14 protein-coding genes and 1 riboswitch are annotated in these 16,342 nt (G+C 58.9%); of the genes, 8 read left to right on the top strand and 6 right to left on the bottom strand.

All coding sequences use genetic code 11. The features are described 5' to 3' along the window. Positions 1-58: 58 nt before the first annotated feature. Positions 59-3,520, top strand: a complete 3,462-nt coding sequence (locus G520_RS21950; RefSeq protein WP_036665622.1) for an indolepyruvate ferredoxin oxidoreductase family protein — start codon at positions 59-61, stop codon at positions 3,518-3,520. Between the two features lie 154 nt (positions 3,521-3,674). Further along, positions 3,675-4,478: an NYN domain-containing protein gene (locus tag G520_RS21945; RefSeq protein WP_246542707.1), complete on the top strand. Its 804-nt coding sequence runs from the start codon at positions 3,675-3,677 to the stop codon at positions 4,476-4,478. A gap of 120 nt (positions 4,479-4,598) precedes the next feature. Here G520_RS21945 and pyrI read toward each other — a convergent pair whose 3' ends face one another. Both pyrI and pyrB read right to left on the bottom strand, forming a co-directional pair. Further along, on the bottom strand, positions 4,599-5,057 hold the full coding sequence (gene pyrI, locus G520_RS0107210) for an aspartate carbamoyltransferase regulatory subunit (RefSeq protein ID WP_028535066.1): 459 nt from the start codon (positions 5,055-5,057) through the stop codon (positions 4,599-4,601). Positions 5,058-5,079: 22 nt separating this feature from the next. Next, a complete protein-coding gene (gene pyrB / locus G520_RS0107205; protein ID WP_028535065.1) occupies positions 5,080-6,000 on the bottom strand; it encodes an aspartate carbamoyltransferase in 921 nt (306 codons plus the stop codon). A gap of 291 nt (positions 6,001-6,291) precedes the next feature. Here pyrB and G520_RS0107200 point away from each other — a divergent pair, with 291 nt between their 5' ends. Then, positions 6,292-7,506: an HD-GYP domain-containing protein gene (locus G520_RS0107200; protein WP_028535064.1), complete on the top strand. Its 1,215-nt coding sequence runs from the start codon at positions 6,292-6,294 to the stop codon at positions 7,504-7,506. Here the strand turns inward: G520_RS0107200 and G520_RS0107195 are convergent. The 4 genes from G520_RS0107195 to thiC form a co-directional block, all read right to left on the bottom strand. Then, entirely contained in the window at positions 7,503-8,261 is a 759-nt protein-coding gene (locus G520_RS0107195) for an NAD-dependent protein deacylase (RefSeq protein WP_036665619.1), read from the bottom strand. The genes G520_RS0107200 and G520_RS0107195 overlap by 4 nt on opposite strands. Further along, complete coding sequence (locus G520_RS0107190) at positions 8,258-8,605, bottom strand: nucleotide pyrophosphohydrolase (RefSeq protein ID WP_036665617.1); 348 nt, start codon at positions 8,603-8,605, stop codon at positions 8,258-8,260. The genes G520_RS0107195 and G520_RS0107190 overlap by 4 nt, the downstream gene beginning before the upstream one ends. A gap of 37 nt (positions 8,606-8,642) precedes the next feature. Beyond that, a complete protein-coding gene (gene gstA, locus G520_RS0107185) occupies positions 8,643-9,257 on the bottom strand; it encodes a glutathione transferase GstA (RefSeq protein WP_028535061.1) in 615 nt (204 codons plus the stop codon). Between the two features lie 93 nt (positions 9,258-9,350). After that, a complete protein-coding gene (thiC, locus tag G520_RS0107180; protein WP_028535060.1) occupies positions 9,351-11,249 on the bottom strand; it encodes a phosphomethylpyrimidine synthase ThiC in 1,899 nt (632 codons plus the stop codon). 61 nt (positions 11,250-11,310) lie between these two features. Beyond that, a riboswitch (TPP riboswitch) is annotated at positions 11,311-11,428 on the bottom strand. A gap of 268 nt (positions 11,429-11,696) precedes the next feature. On the opposite strand from thiC, the gene G520_RS0107175 reads away from it, so the two are divergent. From G520_RS0107175 to G520_RS0107155, 5 genes are all read left to right on the top strand, one after another. After that, positions 11,697-12,350, top strand: a complete 654-nt coding sequence (locus tag G520_RS0107175) for a protein-L-isoaspartate O-methyltransferase family protein (protein WP_028535059.1) — start codon at positions 11,697-11,699, stop codon at positions 12,348-12,350. Continuing rightward, on the top strand, positions 12,350-12,676 hold the full coding sequence (locus G520_RS0107170; protein WP_051229192.1) for a rhodanese-like domain-containing protein: 327 nt from the start codon (positions 12,350-12,352) through the stop codon (positions 12,674-12,676). The genes G520_RS0107175 and G520_RS0107170 overlap by 1 nt, the downstream gene beginning before the upstream one ends. Before the next feature lie 82 nt (positions 12,677-12,758). Then, positions 12,759-13,445: a uracil-DNA glycosylase gene (locus tag G520_RS0107165; protein ID WP_036665615.1), complete on the top strand. Its 687-nt coding sequence runs from the start codon at positions 12,759-12,761 to the stop codon at positions 13,443-13,445. Between the two features lie 100 nt (positions 13,446-13,545). Next, a complete protein-coding gene (locus G520_RS0107160) occupies positions 13,546-14,085 on the top strand; it encodes an acyloxyacyl hydrolase (RefSeq protein ID WP_028535056.1) in 540 nt (179 codons plus the stop codon). 156 nt (positions 14,086-14,241) lie between these two features. Then, positions 14,242-15,546, top strand: coding sequence for a hemolysin family protein (locus tag G520_RS0107155; RefSeq protein WP_028535055.1), 1,305 nt, complete (start codon positions 14,242-14,244; stop codon positions 15,544-15,546). Positions 15,547-16,342 lie beyond the last annotated feature (796 nt).

The raw sequence follows: 16,342 nt of genomic DNA, 5'->3' as shown, positions 1-16,342 counted from the left end.
GAAGGCAAAAGCGAGCTAAAACTCTAATCAGAACACACAAGGATCTGGAGCATGCATCATGGCCATTCGCACCCTCGATCTGGACCAAAAATATACCGCCGCTAGCGGTCCGGTATTCCTCAATGGCATCCAGGCGCTGGTGCGCCTGCCGATGCTGCAGCAACAGCGCGACAGTGCCGCCGGACTGAACACCGCAGGGCTGGTCACCGGCTATCGCGGCTCCCCCCTCGGTGGCGTGGACATGGCCATGCGCAGCGCCAGCGCCCACCTCCAGCAGCATCGTATCGTGGTGCAACAGGGCCTGAACGAGGATCTGGCGGCCACTGCGGCATGGGGGAGTCAACAAGTCAATCTGTTCGAGGGCGCGCGCTACGATGGCGTCTTCGCGCTCTGGTATGGCAAGGGGCCGGGACTGGACCGCTCCGGCGACGTGCTCAAGCACGGAAATGCCGCCGGCAGCAGCCGCTACGGCGGCGTCTTGCTGATCGCCGGCGACGATCATGCCGCCAAATCATCGACCTTCCCCCATCAATCCGATCACCTGCTTATCGCATCCATGATTCCGGTGCTGAGCCCCTCCGGCGTGCAGGAGGTTCTCGACTACGGCTTGCACGGCTGGGCCATGAGCCGCTTCTCGGGATGCTGGGTCGCCCTGAAGGCGATCTCCGATACCATAGAGAGCTCGGCCGTGGTCGACATTGCCTGCGACCGCGTGCAGGTCGTCCTGCCCGACAACGGCGAGCTGCCTGCCGACGGGCTGAACATCCGCTGGCCCGACCCGCCGCTGGAGCAGGAAAAACGCCTGTTGCACCATCGCCTGTACGCCGCGCTGGCCTACGCGCGCGCCAACCGGCTCAACCGCATCGTGCTCGACTCGCCTGCAGCCCGACTCGGCATCATTACGACCGGCAAATCATTCCTCGACGTGATGCAGGCGCTCGACGACCTCGGCATCGACGAGGCTCTCGCCTCCGACATCGGTTTGCGGATCTTCAAAGTCGGGATGGTCTGGCCACTGGAGCCCGAAGGGGTGCGCGACTTTGCCACGGGCCTGGAAGAAATCCTGGTGGTCGAAGAAAAACGGCAGATCATCGAATATCAGCTGAAGGAGCAGCTTTACAACTGGCGTGAAGATGTCCGGCCGCGCGTCGTCGGCAAGTTCGCCGAAAAAGGGGAATGGGCCTTGCCGCACGGGGACTGGCTGCTGCCGTCCGCCGGCGAATTGACCCCCGCCATGATTGCGCGCGCAATCGCCAGTCGGCTGGCGACCGTGTTCGACAGTCGCTTGATGCATGATCGCCTCGAGTTCTACCGCGACAAGGAATCCCAACTCACCCGCCCTCGCCAGGCGCTGGCACGGCTTCCGCACTACTGCCCGGGTTGCCCCCACAATCGATCGACGCGGCTGCCGGAGGGGAGTCGCGCCCTGGCTGGCATTGGCTGTCACTATATGGCTACGTGGGTTGATAGCCAAACCAGGACCTTTGCCCAGATGGGTGGAGAGGGCGTGCCATGGATTGGCCAGGCCCCGTTCACCAGCACACCGCATGTCTTCGCCAATCTCGGCGACGGTACGTATTTTCATTCGGGTTTGCTGGCGATCCGCGCCGCCGTCGCCGCCCGCGTCAATATCACTTACAAGATTCTGTACAACAATGCCGTGGCAATGACGGGCGGGCAGGCCGTGGATGGCGACCTGGACGTAGCGCTGATGACACGACAGCTGCACGCCGAAAACGTCGGCCGTATCGTCATCACCAGCGACCAGCCGGAAAAATACCGCGACACCCGCCTGCTCGCCCCCGGCGTCGAAGTCCACCATCGGCGCGAGCTTGACCGTCTGCAACGCGAACTGCGCGAAGAAAAAGGCACCACCATCCTGATTCATGATCAAGGCTGCGCAGCGGACTTGAGGCGCAAGCGCAAGCGCGGAGAGGCCCCCGACCCGAACCGGCGCGCATACATCAACCAGAGGGTATGCGAGGGCTGCGGCGACTGCGGGGACGTTTCGGGCTGCCTGGCCTTGCTGCCGGTAGAAACGCCGCTCGGACGCAAGCGCCAGATCGATCAATCCAGTTGCAACAAGGATTTTTCCTGCACCGAAGGTTTCTGCCCAAGCTTCGTCACGGTCACGAACGCTTCGCTGCGCCGACCCGACAAGGCGGAGCGACCCGTTCCAGCCGTGCCGCCGCCACCGCTGCCCCCCACGCTGGCGGAACCGTACGGCATTCTGGTCGCGGGCGTAGGGGGAACTGGCGTGGTGACCATAGGGCAAGTACTGGGCATGGCTACTCACCTCGACGGACTCAACGTCACCGTGCTCGATATGGCCGGGCTCGCGCAGAAAGGGGGCTCGGTATGGTCTCATATCAGGCTAGCGCCCTCGGGCGCACCGCTGCATGCAGTTCGTATCGCCGCCGGCGACGCGAATCTGCTGATCGCCTGCGATCTGGCCGTCGGTGCGGCCGAAGAGACGCTGGCCAAATTGCGGGTCGGTTTCAGTCACGCCGTGATCAACAGCAACGAAGCCCCAACCAGCAGCTTGCTGCGCAACCCCGATCTGGTCTTTCCCGGCGCAGGGATGAAGGCTTCGATCGCGGAGGCGGTCGGCACCGGCCGGTGTGCCGAAGTCGATGCAAACCGGCTGGCCGTGACCCTGCTCGGCGATGCGATCGCCAGCAATATGTTCATGCTCGGTTTCGCATGGCAACGCGGCCTGCTGCCCCTTTCGGAAAATGCGCTACTTGAGGCCATCCGGCTCAACGGCGCAGCGGTCGAATTCAACCGGCGCGCCTTCCTGTGGGGTCGAGTGGCCGGCCACGATGTCCTGATGGCCGAACGCCTGTCCGGCTCGGTATTGCACTTTGTTCCACGTGAAACACCCGAGGCGCTGATGCAACAGCGCATGCAGTGGTTGACCCGTTACCAGGACACGGCCCTCGCTCAACGCTACCGCGCCGTGGTGGAACGCGTCCGCACGGCCGAGAAAGCGCTTCAGACCGGCTCCACCCTTCTCACGCGGACAGTGGCAAAAGTCTACTATCAACGCCTGGCCTACAAGGACGAGTACGAGGTCGCGCGGCTGTATAGCGACGGCGAATTCGAACGTGAAATGGCGGAGAATTTCGAAGGGCCTGTCCGCATGTATATCTGGCTGAGTCCCGGTTGGCTGAGCCGCTTCCACCGCGGAAAAATTCGGTGCGGCCCCTGGATACGCCCCTTCCTGAAGGTATTGGCAAGTCTGCGCTTTCTGCGCTCTACCCGCTTCGATCCTTTCGCATGGCAAGCGGACCGTCGCCTGGAGCGAAAACTGATCCTCGATTTCGAGTCGCAACTGGAATGCCTGTTAAGCGGGCTCAACCGCGACACGCTGCCATTGGCCTGTGAAATCGTGCAGCTTGGCGCCTCGATACGCGGCTTCGGCCATATCAAGGCAGCTCATTCCCGCCGCATTGAACAACAGCAGCGCGAGTTGCTCGAACGCTATCGCACCCGCAATCCGGGGCGCAGCGCGGCCTGAAATGCGGCGGCCTCTAAAATGTAACGACGGCAGGCACAAGAGATTATGATGACACCTTGACGAAACATTACACGCTCATGCGTAAAGGGTCGGGAATATGGAAAACAGCAAGCTGGCAGTCCTGATCGACGCCGATAACGCACAGTCGTCTCTCGTGGCGCAACTGCTGGCCGAAGTCGCAAAATATGGCACGGCAGTGGTCAAACGCGCCTACGGCGACTGGACCACAACGCAATTAAAAGGCTGGAAAGAGGTTCTGCATCTGCATGCCATCCACCCGATCCAGCAATTTGCCTATACCACCGGTAAGAATTCGACCGACTCGGCTCTGATCATCGATGCCATGGATCTGCTGTATACCGGGAAATTCGATGGCTTCTGCCTGGTGTCGTCGGACAGCGATTTCACCAGACTGGCCACCCGGCTGCGCGAAGGGGGCTTGACGGTGATCGGCTTCGGGGAACAATCCAAAACACCACGTCCATTTATCGCCGCCTGTGACAAATTTCTGTTCACGGAAATTTTACGTCCGGAAAAACCCGTGCACGAAGAAGTCCCCGTCGGCAAGCAACGGCGCGGCAAAAAAACGCCTGCCGCCGTGCCGCGTCATCCCTTGCAGGACATGTTCACCTCGGCCATCGAGGCCGTCGCTCGTGAAAGCGGCTGGGCCGAACTGTCGGCGGTCGGATCGTATATTGCCAAGAATGACCCTTCATTCGACCCGCGCAATTACGGACATTCTCGCCTCAGTCAGATGGTGAAACATCTCGATTTTCTCGCCGTACAACAGTCGCGTATCGGCGCGAAGCTGCATAGCGAAATCCGCTTGCAGACCGAAGCAGCGCCACTTGAAGAAACGCAACCGCCTACCGCCCCCACCGCAGCCAAACCCAAAGCAACGCGCAGCCGCAAGCCTCGCCAGAATAGCGTCAAGGCATCGACCAAAACATCGGTCTGAGCGCACCGCTTGCGTTATCGAACGATTGAATGGAAAAACGCCGCGGCATGCCGCGACGTTTCCCTTTTTCGAACGCTGTCAGGCAGCGTTTCTTGGCTTTCTATTTCACCCTTGTACGACTTAACGCACTTCTGCAACGATATCCTTGCTGAACACTTTTTCGCAATACTTGCATTTCATTTTCGTATCATTGTGCGACGGTTTTACATAGAAATAGCTGTTTACTGACTCAGTATGTGATATGCAGTTTGAGTTAGGGCAGGCAAAGATACCTTCAATCGCTTCCGGCAGAGTCAGCGGGTGTTTCTTGACCACCTCGAAATTTTCGATGACATTGACCGTTGCTCGCGGCGCGAACAATGCGAGTTCGTTGGCCTGCTCTTCGCTCAGCGCGATATTCTCGACCTTGATAATGTCTTTGCTACCCATATGCCGCGACGACAGGTTGAGCCCCACCGTGACGCGCTCGCCGCTGTCCGCCAGACGGAACAGACGCAGAATGGTCAACCCCTGACCAGCAGGAATATGATCGATCACGGTGCCTTGCTTGAGAGCCTCGACAGTACGCGTATATTGCATGACGGATTCCTTTCCTGTGCGCTCAGACGGTTTCGTTCAACACCAGTGCCAACAGGGCCTGGCGTGCGAAAACACCGTTCCTGGCCTGTTCGAAATAGTAGGCGTAGGGCGTCGCGTCCACAGCGGTCTCGATCTCGTCCACGCGCGGCAGAGGATGCAGAATTTTCATATTCGGCCGCGCTTGAGCCAGCATCTCCGCACGCAATACAAACTTGCCCTGGATTTTCTTGAATTCGGCTTCGTCAAAACGTTCACGTTGCACGCGTGTCATATAAAGGATATCGACTTCCGGAATCACGTCCTCGAGACTGTTCGAAAAAGTGTAGTTGATACCCTTCTCGTCCAGTTCCTGGCACAGATACTCCGGCATCGCCAGCGCCTCGGGCGAAACAAAGAAAAAACGGCAGTTGAACAAAGAAAGCGCTTGCGTCAGCGAATGCACGGTGCGGCCATATTTCAGATCACCGACAAAAGCGATGCTCAGATTCTCCATCGTGCCCTGAGTTTCCACGATGCTGAACAGATCGAGCAGGGTCTGGGTCGGGTGCTGGTTGGAACCGTCCCCCCCATTGATGATGGGGACGGCCGAGAATTCACTGGCCAGGCGCGCGGCCCCTTCTTTCGGGTGACGCATCACCATGGCGTCGGTATAGGAAGAAATGATGCGTACGGTGTCGGCGAGGGTTTCCCCCTTCTTGGCCGACGTATTGCCACCATCGGCAAACCCGATGACGCGGCCGCCCAGCCTTTGCACCGCCGTCTCGAAAGACAGACGGGTTCGAGTCGAAGGCTCGAAGAAACAGCTGGCCACCAGGCGACCTTGCAGCAAGTCGTCGCGCGGTGCGGCTTTCAGTCTGGCCGCGGTGGCAACCACCAGCTCCAGCTCGGCACGACTGAAGTCCGGAATGGAAATGATGTGCTTGCGGTACAGGGGATTGGGCATGAACGTTGCTCCTTTCTTCATGCGGCTAAAAAAAAAGCTCCTGACTTTATCAGGAGCTTTTTTTTGCAAACGGAACAGGGTTCGGGAAGCAGCCCACGCCGGGCGCCACCGTCGCGAACGACGCAGCTGCAGGCAAAGACGAGGGCGGGATGCGACATGGCGGCTTTCCAAACTAAACTTTCAGATTATAGCGTACAAATGCCCTGTTGTTAAGAACCCGACACCCTATTTCAAGTTAGTCGGCCGGGCAGCTATGATTAAATCATTGGGGAATATAGAAATCTCACAACAATGATCAAGCGGATCGATATCGATGAACTCAAGGTCGGCATGTTCGTCCACGACCTCAACTGCGACTGGATGTCACATCCATTCCTGCGTAACCGTTTTCTTCTTAAGCACGATGAAGAGATCCGGAAAATCGCCGATGCAGGCATCCATGAGGTCTATATCGATACCAGCAAGGGTCTGGACATGGTCAACGCTCCGACCCTGAACGAGGTCAAGTCCCAGCTCGAAAGCGAAATCCTGGACATGGCGCAACATCATAGTGCGCCCCCCGCCCGCGTCGAAGCGCATGTAGAACTCGGGCAGGCGCGCAGTATTCACCGCGAAGCGCATAAGATCATTCACGAAATGCTGCAGGATGTAAGGCTCGGCAAGCAGGTGGAACTGGAAAAAATCAATCCATCGGTCGAGCGCATCACCAACTCCATTCTGCGCAATAACGGCGCCCTGCTGTCGCTGTGCCGCATCAAGAACAAGGATGATTACACCTTTCTCCACTCGGTCAGCGTCGGCGCGCTGATGGTCAGTTTCTGTCATTCGCTGGGCATGAGCCGCGAGCAGATTCAGCAAGCCGGCATCGGCGGCATGCTCCACGATATCGGCAAGATGAAAGTTCCGGATGCCATTCTCAACAAGCCGGGGCGGCTGACCGAGAACGAATTCGAGCAGATCAAGTGTCATGTCGTCGAAAGCAAACGCATCTTGCACGCGACTGCAGGCATCACCGAAACCTCGATTCAGGTTGCAGCGCAACATCACGAACGCCACGACGGCAGCGGCTACCCGGAAGGCCTCAGAGGCGAGGCCATTTCCCAGCTCGGTCAGATGGCGGCCATCGTCGACGTCTACGACGCGCTCACGTCCGAGCGCTGCTACCACAAGGGCATGCCCCCGACGGATGCCTTGCGCAAAATATACGAGTGGTCGAAATTCCATTTCAACCCGGAGCTGGTACAAGCCTTCATGCGTACGACCGGCATCTATCCGGTCGGAACATTGGTGCGTCTGGAAAGCGGCCGACTGGGAGTCGTGGTCGAGCAGAACGAGAAAAACCTGATCGCGCCGCTGGTAAAAGTCTTCTTCAGCTGCAATAGCAACAGCCCTATCATGCCGGAGCTGGTCGACCTGTCGCGCGGCCTCGGCTTCGGCGGGGGCGACCGCATACTGCGGCATGAATCACCGGAAAAGTGGAAACTCGACCCGCTGCGCTATCTTTAGCAAGCGGAGGCAGGGTCCTCGAGCAAGGCCTGCAAGCGCTGGCAGCTGGAGCCTATGCCATCCCGGATCACGATGTCGAACAGCGCATCAAAGCCGGTTGCACTCAGGTTGATGATCGCAACCGGGATGCCGGCCCGCGCGCACTCCAGCGGGATCAGGTTGACCGGCCCGACTTCCAGCGACGATCCAAGCACCAGCAGTATGTCCGCCGACAATGCGAGACCGAATGCCTCCTCGATCGCCGGCACCGCTTCGCCATAGAGCACCACATCCGGTTTCACCACGGCCGCACAGTCCGGACACACCGGCACATCCTGCTCAACGATTGCCTCAAAACCAAGGCTGCCGCCACAAGCCAGGCAGTGCGCGGACAGCAGACTGCCGTGCAACTCGATGACTTCGCGACTTCCGGCACGCGCGTGCAAGCCATCGATATTCTGGGTCAGCACCGATACCCGATGTCCGGCCTGTTCGAGCCAGGCCAGAAAGCGGTGGCCGGCGTTGGGCTGATAGCCGCCGGCCAGCTTGATCCTGAAAATATCCTTGAATGCCTGCCAGAACGCGACCGGATTGCGCCTGAAATAAGCAATGGATACGACCTCGGGCAAGCTCATATCGCGCGCCCACAAGCCGTTGGCCGAACGAAAATCGGGAATACCCGACTCCGTACTCATACCGGCCCCGCTCAACACGGCGATATGCTTCGCCCCGCGCAGCCGTGTCGCCAGCGCGTCCAATTCCGAATTACCAGTCATCGCTTCACCAATCCAGTAACCGTTGCCGGGTATTTCACGGCATTTTTCTGCAATTTGTCGGCCACGGCATCATCGAGATCCACACCCAGCACGCTGGCCAGCCGCACCAGATACAGCAGCACATCGGCCAGTTCTTCGTGCAGATGCTCGTAGACGGCAGGATCGTCCATCAAGCGCGCCGCCTTGTCATCGGTCAGCCATTGAAAAATCTCGGCCAGTTCGCCCACTTCGCCAGTCAAGGCGAGCATCAGATTGCGAGGCGTATGGAACGGCTGCCAGCCGCGCTCGTCGGCGAAGTCTTGCAAGGCCGTCACCAGCTTGTCGACATCGATATATTGCGCCATGCGTCTCCCTCCCCGCGCCGGCGGCCGGCGCACGCCATCAATCGCCGAACAGACCTTCAGCCTTCATCGCAGCCTGTACCGCAGGACGCGCCCCGACGCGGGTCATGAAAGCCTGCAGCGCAGGCCATCTGTCCAGCGAAACGTTGTGAAACGACGTCCAGTTCAGACAGGTGAACAGATAGCCGTCGGCCACGCTGAACCCGCCTAGCAGGTAATTGCTGGCGGACAGCGTCGACTGCAGTACGTCGAAACGCGACTCAAGCCGCTTTAGCGCCGCGGCGCGCAGCGCTTCCGGCGTCGCCGGATTCCACAGCGGACCAAATCCCTTATGGATCTCGGTTGCAATGAAATTCAGCCATTCCTGCAAACGATAGCGTTCGAACGTGCCGTTGGCCGGTGCCAGATGTTTGTCCGGAACCTGATCGGCAATGTATTGCACGATGGCCACGCCTTCGCTCAGCACGTCCCCGCTATCGAGCAGCAGGGCGGGAACATAGCCTTTGGGATTGACCGACGCATACTCGACGCCACTGGCCGTGGTATGCGGACTCACGCGCAGGTTCACGGCCTCGAGTTCGAAAGCGAGTCCTGATTCGGCCAGGGCTATATGTGGAGACAATGAGCACGAACCCGCGGAATAGAACAATTTCATTGTTACTTTCTCCAAAAAGAAACGCTGCCGCGCACACCCGTGCACACCAGCGTTTCAATGGTACATCATTCGCCGCACCCGTCGGCGCACCGATCAGATCTTGTCGTACAGACGCGCGCCATTGCTGACGAACTCGACCGCCTTTGCCTGCATCCCCGCTTCCAATGCGCGATCCTCGCCAATACCCTGTTTCTGCGCGTAATCACGTACATCCTGGGTGATTTTCATGGAACAGAAATGCGGCCCGCACATGGAACAGAAATGGGCAACCTTGGCGCTATCCTTGGGTAGGGTTTCATCGTGGAAGGCCCGTGCGCGATCGGGGTCGAGCCCGAGGTTGAACTGATCATCCCACCTGAATTCGAAGCGCGCCTTGGACAAGGCATTATCGCGGATCTGAGCCCCCGGAAAGCCCTTGGCCAGATCGGCGGCATGGGCGGCGAGCTTGTACGTGATGATGCCCTCTTTGACGTCATTCTTGTCCGGTAGCCCCAGATGCTCCTTGGGCGTGACGTAGCACAACATCGCCGTGCCGTACCAGCCTATCTGCGCAGCGCCAATAGCCGATGTGATGTGATCGTAGCCGGGCGCAATATCCGTGGTCAGCGGCCCCAGGGTGTAGAACGGCGCTTGCTCGCACCAGTCCAGTTCCTTGTCCATATTCTCCTTGATGCGCTGCATCGGGACATGCCCCGGCCCTTCTATCATGACCTGCACATCGTGCCGCCATGCGATTCTGGTCAACTCGCCCAACGTCTCGAGTTCGCCCAGCTGCGCTTCATCATTCGCATCGTAGATCGACCCCGGGCGCAGTCCGTCGCCGAGCGAGAACGCGACATCGTAGGCCTTCATGATTTCGCAGATTTCCTCGAAATGCGTATAGAGGAAATTTTCGCGATGATGGGCAAGGCACCATTTGGCCATGATGGAACCGCCGCGGGACACGATGCCGGTCAAGCGACTCGCTGTCATCGGGACATAAGCGAGACGCACACCAGCATGGATGGTGAAGTAATCGACTCCCTGCTCGGCCTGCTCGATCAGGGTATCGCGGAAAATCTCCCAGCTCAGGTCTTCCGCCTTGCCGTTGACCTTCTCCAGTGCCTGATAGATGGGGACCGTACCGATAGGGACCGGGCTGTTGCGCAGGATCCATTCACGCGTTTCATGAATATTCTTGCCGGTGGAAAGATCCATGATCGTGTCGGCGCCCCATCGGATGCCCCAGGTCATTTTGTCGACTTCTTCCGAAATGGACGATGTGACCGCACTATTCCCGATATTGCCGTTAACCTTGACCAGGAAATTTCGGCCTATGATCATCGGTTCGGATTCGGGGTGATTGATATTGGCAGGCAGAATGGCGCGACCCAGCGCGATTTCCTGGCGCACGAACTCGGGGGTGATGACAGCTGGAATCGCGGCACCAAAACTTTCGCCTGCATGCTGACTGCCGAGCAGGGCAGCCAGCTTTCTGCCCTGCACGCCGCTGGACTTCACCGCTTCCAGATACTGTTCCCGGTTCTGATTTTCGCGGATGGCTACATATTCCATCTCAGGCGTGATGATGCCGCATCGTGCATAGTGCATCTGCGTCACATTGCCACCTGCGCACGCGCGGCGCGGCGCGCGGGTCAGATTGAAACGCAGGGCGTCGAGCGATGTATCTTGCGCACGCATGCGCCCGTATTCGCTGGATAGACGGTCGAGCCGTTCGCTGTCTCCACGCTCTTCAATCCAGCCGGCGCGCAACGGCAACAGTCCGGCACAGATATCGATGTCGGCCTGCGGATCGCCATAAGGACCGCTGGTGTCATATACATAGATGGGAGGATTGCTTTCGCCGCCCATTTGGGTCGGCGTGTCGGACTGCGCGATCTCTCGCATCGGGACGCGCAAATCGTCGCGGCTTCCTTGTACGTAGATTTTGCGCGAATTGGGCAGCGGTTGGATGACGGCCTGATCGACCGACATGTTCTGGAACGCGTTCATCGTTGTGTCTCCTAGCGATGAATCGGCGTAGCTGGAAACACGAGACGAACGTCCACAGACGTTGCATGACAGTGCGCTTCCCTACGCCGGGATTAACCGGGTCAGGTTCGGAGGGTATTTCTCACCCGCGGCACCATCTCGACTTCGAAACGGACAACGCAGGACCCCTAGCGATGCACAGAAGGTAAGTCAAAGCGGAAGGAATCGCAAGCGAATCCGGAGTCCGCTGCCGTTATCGAAGCGGCATGCCCTTGGGAAGTGCAAGCGATCCCTGTATCATCCATAGTGATATTCCATGTCGCATGGTGTCAGGGTAATTCTGTGATCCCACCCCGACCGATCGTGCGCAGGTAACGTGGACAGCGAAACGACGGCCGCAAGCATGTGTCTGGAGCCCGGCTGACCGGTATCGCTCGTTATCCTCATTCAGCCTTGCGGAGTGTAGTGATGGACTTTGAGAACGCCCGATTCAATATGATTGAACAGCAGATCCGCCCGTGGGATGTCCTGGACGCCAAAGTCCTGGATCTGCTGTTTCACGTGAAACGCGAAGATTTCGTTGAGCCGGACAAACGCGCTCTCGCGTTCGTGGATACGGAGCTGCCGCTCTCCAACGGAGGCGTCATGCTGCAGCCCAAGCAGGAAGCCCGTCTGGTGCAAGACCTGATGCTGAAGCCCGACGACAAGGTTCTCGAAATCGGAACCGGCAGCGGCTATGTGACGGCGCTGCTGGCGAAACTGGCCGGGCATGTGCACAGTATCGAAATGGATCCCGCGATGCTGGAAAAAGCCGCGCGCCATCTCAAGCAGGCCGATATCCGCAACGTGACGCTACTGGGCGGCAACGGCGTGGAAGGGGCCCCCGAGGCTTCGCCCTTCGATGCGATTTTCGTCGGGGGTTCTTTGCCTCGGATCCCAGAGGCGCTCAAGCAGCAACTGGCCATCGGCGGACGCATGGTCGCCGTCATAGGCGATTTGCCGGTCATGTCGGCTTTGTTGATCGAACGCGATAGTGAAACCGCTTATCATCAGACTACCCTGTTCGAAACCTGTGTTGCACGACTCTCCGGTTACAACGAACCCGAGCGTTTCCGTTTCTGATGCTGGAAGAAATCAGTGCCATCGAACTCGCCGACCGTCTGGCCGGTCCCGATGCCGACGCGTGCCTGCTGGTCGATGTACGAGAACAGTGGGAATGGGATCGGGTTCACATCGAGGGCGCACGCCTCATCCCGATGAACAGGATTCCCCTGCATCTGAGTGAGTTACCGGACGACAAGACACTCGTTCTGATCTGCCACCACGGCGTGCGCAGCTATCAAGTCGGCCTGTTTCTGCGGAACAACGGATTCGAACGGGTACTCAGCCTGCGCGGTGGAATGGAAGATTGGGCCGTGCAGGTCGATCCTTCACTGGCCAGGTACTGACGCCTCCAGAAACAATGCCGCCGCCCGCCACGCGATTTGGCCGGGCGGTTTTTTAATTCATTGAACCCCATCATTGCCAGCCATGCCCGAATTCGACTACCTCGCCCCCACCCTGGCCCAGGTCCACACAGGCTGGAAACCCGTCCTCGAACCGCTCGCTCCCGAGCTGTTCGCACTCGAACAGAAGCTGCTGCAGCGCAGCGCGCAAGGGGAAACGATCTACCCTGCCCCGGAGTCCGTGCTGCGGGCACTGTCCTTCGCCGCGCCATCCGCCATTCGCGTCGTGATTCTGGGGCAGGATCCCTATCATGGCGCGGGTCAAGCCATGGGTCTGTCATTTTCGGTCATGCCGGACTGCCGGCTGCCCCCCTCCTTGCGCAATATCTACAAAGAACTCGCAAGCGATCTGGGAGTCGCTCCAGGCAATGGCGACTTGAGCCGCTGGGCGCAGCAAGGGGTGCTCTTGCTCAACAGCGTATTGACCGTGGGCGCCGACCAGGCCGGCAGCCACGGCAAATTGGGATGGCAAGTCGTGACGGATGCGCTGATTACCAGTGTGGCACAGGAAAACCCGGGCTGCGTATTCATGCTGTGGGGAGCCTGGGCGCAGAGCAAGGCTGAATTGATCGATGCCGAGCGCCATCTGATTCTGCGCAGCGCCCACCCTTCTCCACTTTCGGCGCATCGCGGGTTTATCGGTTGTCGGCATTTTTCCCAGGCTAACCTGTGGCTAGCCGAACATGGACAATCCGTCATCAATTGGAAATAATAATTTTCTATTAAATTTTTGTAACGATATTTGCTAAACTAGCTAGTAGATGCAGTTCTTCCAATAAAAAGTTCAATTATCTAATTAGGGAGAATAAAAAATGTCTACTACATGGGCAGCCGCAGCGCTTTCCTGTGTCTTGCTATGCCCGGCGGCGGCTCGCGCCATCGATGGTTTCTCTATCTCGCAAGCACAGTCCGACAAGCGCAATATCGATAAGACCGACCTTGGATTCGTATGGAACGGACCGGTCCTGTGGCGTGCAAATTCGGGACGCTATCCTCTGGCACTCGTGTGGGAGGCGCATCTTGCGCGCTGGACGCCACACGACGGCAGCGGTACCCGCACGCTGACCGAAGCCGTGGTTTCGCCGATTCTGCGCCTTGAATTTCCCGGAAGCTGGCGCCCGTACGCAGAAGCATCGATAGGACCGGGCCTGTTGTCGCACAGCTATAGTTCGGACGACCATCACTTCGCCACCGCTTTCCAGTTTTATGATTTCATCGGGCTCGGCATTCACCTCGGACCGAACGGAAAATTTCAGGCATCGTACCGGCTCGTCCATGAATCGAATTGCGATTGGAAACAACCGAATCCCGGTACTAATTTCAATCAATTGACGCTGCAGTATAATTTCTGATCGAACGCGGCTACGAACGTCAAAATTAAACAATTCGTCATCTCTGACGGTAATGGCGGTCCAAGCGCCGCCTTTACCGTTCCAACTGCTGTTTTCGCTTCCCTACATCGCAGCCTTGTCCTATGCTAGGACATTTGTAACTTTGCCCTCTGCCCCGTGGATATATTAATCCTGCTCTTTATCATCCTGCTCAACGGCGTCTTCGCCATGTCCGAGCTGGCCATCATTTCTTCGCGCAAGGTTCGCCTGCAACAGTGGGCGGAGGAAGGGAACAAGGGGGCAATAGCCGCATTGCGCCTGACGGAACAACCCACCCGCTTCCTGTCCACCATCCAGATCGGCATCACCTCGATCAGCATCATGTCCGGCGTTTTCGGCGAAGCCGCCATCGCGCATCACCTCGAACAATGGCTGGCCGGCATCGCAAGCATGGCCCCCTATAGCAAGCCGCTGTCAGTCGCACTGATGATCGTCTCCATCACCGGATTGTCGTTGCTGCTTGGCGAACTGGTGCCCAAGCGCCTGGCCATGCACAACCCCGAAGTCGTGGCCGCGACGCTTGCAAGACCGATGCTGCTGCTCTCCCAGCTCGCTTCGCCGCTGGTCAGGGTGCTGAGCCTGACCACGGACTCGCTGCTGCGCCTGATCGGTGCCCGCCAGAGCCAGGAGCCATCGATCACGGAAGAAGAAATCCGCGTTCTGATGGAGCAAGGCGCGGACGAAGGCGTCTTCGATCAGGCGGAACAGGAAATGGTGGAAAATATCTTCCGCCTGGATGATCGCAAAGTGGCATCCATCATGACACCGCGCAAGGACATCGTGTCGCTGGACGTCGAGGACGCATCGGAAGAAAACAGCCGCTTGCTGCAGCAGAGTCCGTACTCGCGCTACCCGGTATGCAAAGGCGGGATGGAGCATATCGTCGGCATCATGGAAGCGAAGTTGATGCTGGACAGCGCGCTGTCGGGGCAGAAAATCGATTTTAGCGCCAACATCAAACCGCCGCTCTACGTGCCGGCTACCGTGTCGCTCATGCAGTTGCTCGAACAATTCAAGATGGCGCGTACGCATATTGCGCTGGTGGTCGACGAGTATGGCGAGCTGGAAGGGCTGGTGACGATGAACGACGTTCTCGAAGCCATCGTCGGCGATATCCCGGCCATCGGCCAGGACGACGAGTATTCCATCGTCCAGCGAGAAGACGGAAGCTGGCTGATCGATGGCATGGTCACCCTGGACGAGTTCAGGGAATTTTACGACCTGGATCATGACGAGCTGCTGCCCGGCGAAGACACCGGCAACATTCACACCCTTGGCGGCGTGATGATGTACAAGCTCGGACGTGTCCCCGTTGTCGCCGACCGGCTCGAATGGGATGGTTTCGTGTTTGAAGTGATGGACATGGACAAGACCCGCGTCGACAAGATCATGGTCGTGCGCCCCGAACTCGAAAGCGACTGAAGACCGCGCGCCGGTAAAATTCCGCCGCCGTGCCGGTTCAACCCCGCGAATAGCCGTTGCCGACACGCCAGCGGCCCGCTGCGCGCCTGCCTGCCCTGCCAAACGGGATACCATTCAGCCTCACAACCGCTTGCCGCGCCCTTTACGCTTCACAGGTAAAGGGCACGGGGTGAGCGGGCGTTCGAGGCGTCACCCCGCCTGCCTTGCCGCAGAACCGCTTGCAATCTGCTCGATGCAAGTCCGGTTCAACCCCACGAATGGCCATTGCCGACACGCCAGCTGGCCGCCACGCGCCGACCAGCACCGCCTGCCATTCGGAGTGCCATTTAGCCTCACAACCGCTTGCCGCGCCCTTTACGCCTCGCAGGCTAAAGGGCGGGGTGAGCGGGCGTTCGAAGCGTCATCCCGCCTGCCTTGCCGCAGAACCGCTTGCAATCTGCTCGATGCAAGTCCGGTTCAACACCGCGAATAGCCATTGCCGACACGCCAGCTGGCCGCCACGCACCGACCAGTACCGCCTGCCATTCGGAGTGCCATTTAGCCTCACAACCGCCTGCCGCGCCCTTTACGTCTCACAGGTAAAGGGCGGGGTGAGCGGGCGTTCGAAGCGTCATCCCGCCTGCCTTCGCGCAGAACCGCTTGCAATCTGCTCGATGCAAGCCCGGTTCAACACCGCGAATAGCCATTGCCGACACGCCAGCTGGACGCCACGCGCCGACCAGTACCGCCTGCCATTCGGAGTGCCATTTCGCCTCACAACCGCTTGCCGTGCCCTTTACGTCTCGCAGGTAAAGGG

Origin of the sequence: Paludibacterium yongneupense DSM 18731, from assembly GCF_000422925.1 — a bacterium.
In the GTDB taxonomy this organism is placed as follows: domain Bacteria; phylum Pseudomonadota; class Gammaproteobacteria; order Burkholderiales; family Chromobacteriaceae; genus Paludibacterium; species Paludibacterium yongneupense.
This window is presented reverse-complemented; position numbering and strand designations above follow the sequence as displayed.

Bases quoted from the DNA above. Each gene is read 5' to 3' on its own strand.
- G520_RS21950 (WP_036665622.1), top strand. From the start codon at position 59: ATGGCCATTCGCACCCTCGATCTGGACCAAAAATATACCGCCGCTAGC.
- pyrI (WP_028535066.1), bottom strand. From the start codon at position 5,057: ATGCAATATACGCGTACTGTCGAGGCTCTCAAGCAAGGCACCGTGATC.
- pyrB (WP_028535065.1), bottom strand. From the start codon at position 6,000: ATGCCCAATCCCCTGTACCGCAAGCACATCATTTCCATTCCGGACTTC.
- G520_RS0107200 (WP_028535064.1), top strand. From the start codon at position 6,292: ATGATCAAGCGGATCGATATCGATGAACTCAAGGTCGGCATGTTCGTC.
- G520_RS0107195 (WP_036665619.1), bottom strand. From the start codon at position 8,261: ATGACTGGTAATTCGGAATTGGACGCGCTGGCGACACGGCTGCGCGGG.
- G520_RS0107190 (WP_036665617.1), bottom strand. From the start codon at position 8,605: ATGGCGCAATATATCGATGTCGACAAGCTGGTGACGGCCTTGCAAGAC.
- gstA (WP_028535061.1), bottom strand. From the start codon at position 9,257: ATGAAATTGTTCTATTCCGCGGGTTCGTGCTCATTGTCTCCACATATA.
- thiC (WP_028535060.1), bottom strand. From the start codon at position 11,249: ATGAACGCGTTCCAGAACATGTCGGTCGATCAGGCCGTCATCCAACCG.
- G520_RS0107175 (WP_028535059.1), top strand. From the start codon at position 11,697: ATGGACTTTGAGAACGCCCGATTCAATATGATTGAACAGCAGATCCGC.
- G520_RS0107170 (WP_051229192.1), top strand. From the start codon at position 12,350: ATGCTGGAAGAAATCAGTGCCATCGAACTCGCCGACCGTCTGGCCGGT.
- G520_RS0107165 (WP_036665615.1), top strand. From the start codon at position 12,759: ATGCCCGAATTCGACTACCTCGCCCCCACCCTGGCCCAGGTCCACACA.
- G520_RS0107160 (WP_028535056.1), top strand. From the start codon at position 13,546: ATGTCTACTACATGGGCAGCCGCAGCGCTTTCCTGTGTCTTGCTATGC.